The sequence below is a fragment of the Mesorhizobium sp. M1E.F.Ca.ET.041.01.1.1 genome (assembly GCF_003997355.1).
In the GTDB taxonomy this organism is placed as follows: Bacteria; Pseudomonadota; Alphaproteobacteria; order Rhizobiales; family Rhizobiaceae; genus Mesorhizobium.
In genome coordinates this window covers 1-2,223 of record NZ_RZSL01000799.1, presented here as the reverse complement: position 1 = coordinate 2,223, position 2,223 = coordinate 1, and the positions used below count along the sequence as shown (strand labels likewise).

Sequence of the window (2,223 nt, the reverse complement as noted above, 5' to 3'; positions counted from 1 at the left end):
GCCGTGATAGATGTGACCGTCGGCGATTACGCCACCGCCGATGCCGGTCGACACGGTGACGAAGACCATCGATGCGGCGCCCCGGCCGGCGCCGAAACGCCATTCGCCCAGCGCCGCCGCGTTGGCGTCGTTCTCCAGCCGCACCGGCAGGCCGAACTGACGGCTCAAGATGTCGATCATGGGCACGTTATGCCAGCCGGCGAGCGTCGGCGGCCCGATGACGATACCCGCCTTGGGGTCGAGTGGGCCGGGCGCGCAAGCGCCGATGCCAATGACCCTTGCCTGCGGATGCTCTTTGAGGAGCCTGCCCGCCAGCGCGATGATCTGGCCGATCACCGCTTCCGAACCCGCGCCCGCCAATGTTGCTTCCGAGACGCGTGCGACGACATCGCCGCTGCGCTCGACCAGCGCGCCGCGCAGCTCCGTGCCGCCGAGATCGAAGGCAAGCGCGAGCGTGCTCATCAGGCGGCGGCCTTCAGTCCGTGCAGCCAGGCCATGCGCTGCGCGAGGTCGGGATCGCCGAAGGCGAGCGAACCCAGCACCACCGTGTCGGCGCCTGCGGCGCGCAGCAGCGGCACCGTCTCATGGCGGATGCCGCCATCGGCTGCGAGGATGATGTCGGCCTCGCGGCCGGCTCGTCTGATCAGGGCGCGCGCCTCGATCAGTCGTGGGCAGGCCTGCTCGGACAGGCTCTGCCCCTTGACGCCGATCGAGGTGCCGAGAAGCGTCACGAAGGCCACCTCGGAAAGGAAGGGCACGATGGCGGAGACCGGCGTCTCCAGCCGCAGCACCACGCCCGCCTCGGCGCCGAGCTCATGCGCCAGCTTGACGGCGCGCAAGCCAGCGTCGCCGTTTTCGGCGTGGATGGTCACGAGGTCGGCGCCGGCTTCGATGAACTGGCGCGTCTGCGCTTCGACGATTTCGGCCTCGACCATCAGGTGCACATGGATCGGCTTGGCCGTCAGCTTCGCGATGCGCGCCACCATGTCGGGAAAGAACAGGAAGCCCGGGGTGAAGCGGGCATCCGCCACGTCGATGTGATGCAGATCGGCATGGGCTTCGATCCGCTTCAGGTCGCGCTCCATATTGGCGAGATCCGCCGACCACAGCGAGAATTCGCCGATGAGCCGGTGGCGGGGCAGGGCGGCGATGGCGGCGGGGCCGGAGAGTGGTTTGGCGGTCATGAGAAAATGCGACTCCGGACTTTCGAATGGGATTGCAGGAAGGTCGAGATCTGAGTGTGCAGATCGCTGAAGTGCCTGGCGCTGTCGCGCGCTTTGGGCGTGATTTCGGCGAGGATTGCGTTTGGCATCGCGGCCGCAAGCGTATAGGCCGCCGACAACGGGTGGACGGCATCGATTTCGTTGCCGATGACCAGTGCTGGAATGTCGAGCGCCGCAGCGTCGCGTTCGGCAACGCCGGGTCCGTCGGCGGCGATGTTGGCGAGCACTTGCGCGAACGTCTTGGCGTCGGGCCGGTCGAAATAGCCGAGCAGCGAGGAAAGATTGTCGAGCGCCTCGCGATAGAGCTGCGTGGCGGTCTCGGATCGCGCGAAGATCGTCCGCCCCGTATCGGTCCCGTGTTCGAGGATGAGCTCGGCGACCTCGGCGATCGGCTGCATATTTTGCGGCGCGGCGGAAAACGTCCATGCCGGACGCACCAGCATCAGGCCTGCGACGCGCCGCGGATGGCGGCATGCGAGATGAAGCGCGATTCCCGCGCCCATCGAGACGCCCCCGGCGACGAAGCGGTCGAGGCCGGCCTGGTCGGCGGCGGCAAGAACGTCATCGGCGAACATTTCGAACGAGAATGGCCGCCGCTCGCCGAGTCCGGAGCCGCCATGGCCGCGGCATTCCAGCGTGATGCGGCGGAAGCCGGGGGGAAAAGTCTGCGCGACCTGCGCCTCGCCGCCGCCCAGCCCGTGCTGGAAGACGACTGGCAGGCCTTTGCCCATGTCGGTCATACGGAGCGTGGCACCGTCGCGCAGCAGCGTGCCCATCACACCAGCCCCTTGAGAAAACGCGCTACGCCGGGCGCCTCCTCGGCCGAAAGCCCATGCGTCACCAGCGGTCCGTCGAAGCCTGTGGCCTTCAGCCGTGCGACGAAGTCGATGAAGTCGACGACGCCCTGTCCGGCCGTGGCGAAGCGGCCGTCGGCGAAACGATCCTTCGCATGCGCCAGGGAGACATGGCCCGCCGTTCGCTCGACCGCCTCGGCGACGAT

Annotated in this window: 3 protein-coding genes and 1 pseudogene; all 4 read right to left on the bottom strand. The window is 67.9% G+C overall.

The annotated features are described in order from the left end of the window. Window positions 1-462, bottom strand: a 462-nt coding sequence (locus EOA38_RS34310; RefSeq protein WP_145966219.1) for an ROK family protein, incomplete at its 3' end; no start/stop codon positions are given. Beyond that, window positions 462-1,184, bottom strand: a complete 723-nt coding sequence (locus EOA38_RS34305; protein WP_127220895.1) for a ribulose-phosphate 3-epimerase — start codon at window positions 1,182-1,184, stop codon at window positions 462-464. The genes EOA38_RS34305 and EOA38_RS34310, both read right to left, overlap by 1 nt. Beyond that, window positions 1,181-1,999 (bottom strand): alpha/beta hydrolase, encoded by an 819-nt coding sequence (locus EOA38_RS34300; RefSeq protein WP_127301305.1) that lies wholly within the window; start codon window positions 1,997-1,999, stop codon window positions 1,181-1,183. The genes EOA38_RS34305 and EOA38_RS34300 overlap by 4 nt, the downstream gene beginning before the upstream one ends. Further along, window positions 1,999-2,223, bottom strand: a pseudogene (locus EOA38_RS34295) (sugar phosphate isomerase/epimerase); the annotation flags it as partial. The gene EOA38_RS34300 and the pseudogene EOA38_RS34295, both read right to left, overlap by 1 nt.

Excerpts from the sequence above, each read along its gene's own strand:
- EOA38_RS34305 (WP_127220895.1), bottom strand. The coding sequence starts at position 1,184 with ATGACCGCCAAACCACTCTCCGGCCCCGCCGCCATCGCCGCCCTGCCC.
- EOA38_RS34300 (WP_127301305.1), bottom strand. The coding sequence starts at position 1,999 with ATGGGCACGCTGCTGCGCGACGGTGCCACGCTCCGTATGACCGACATG.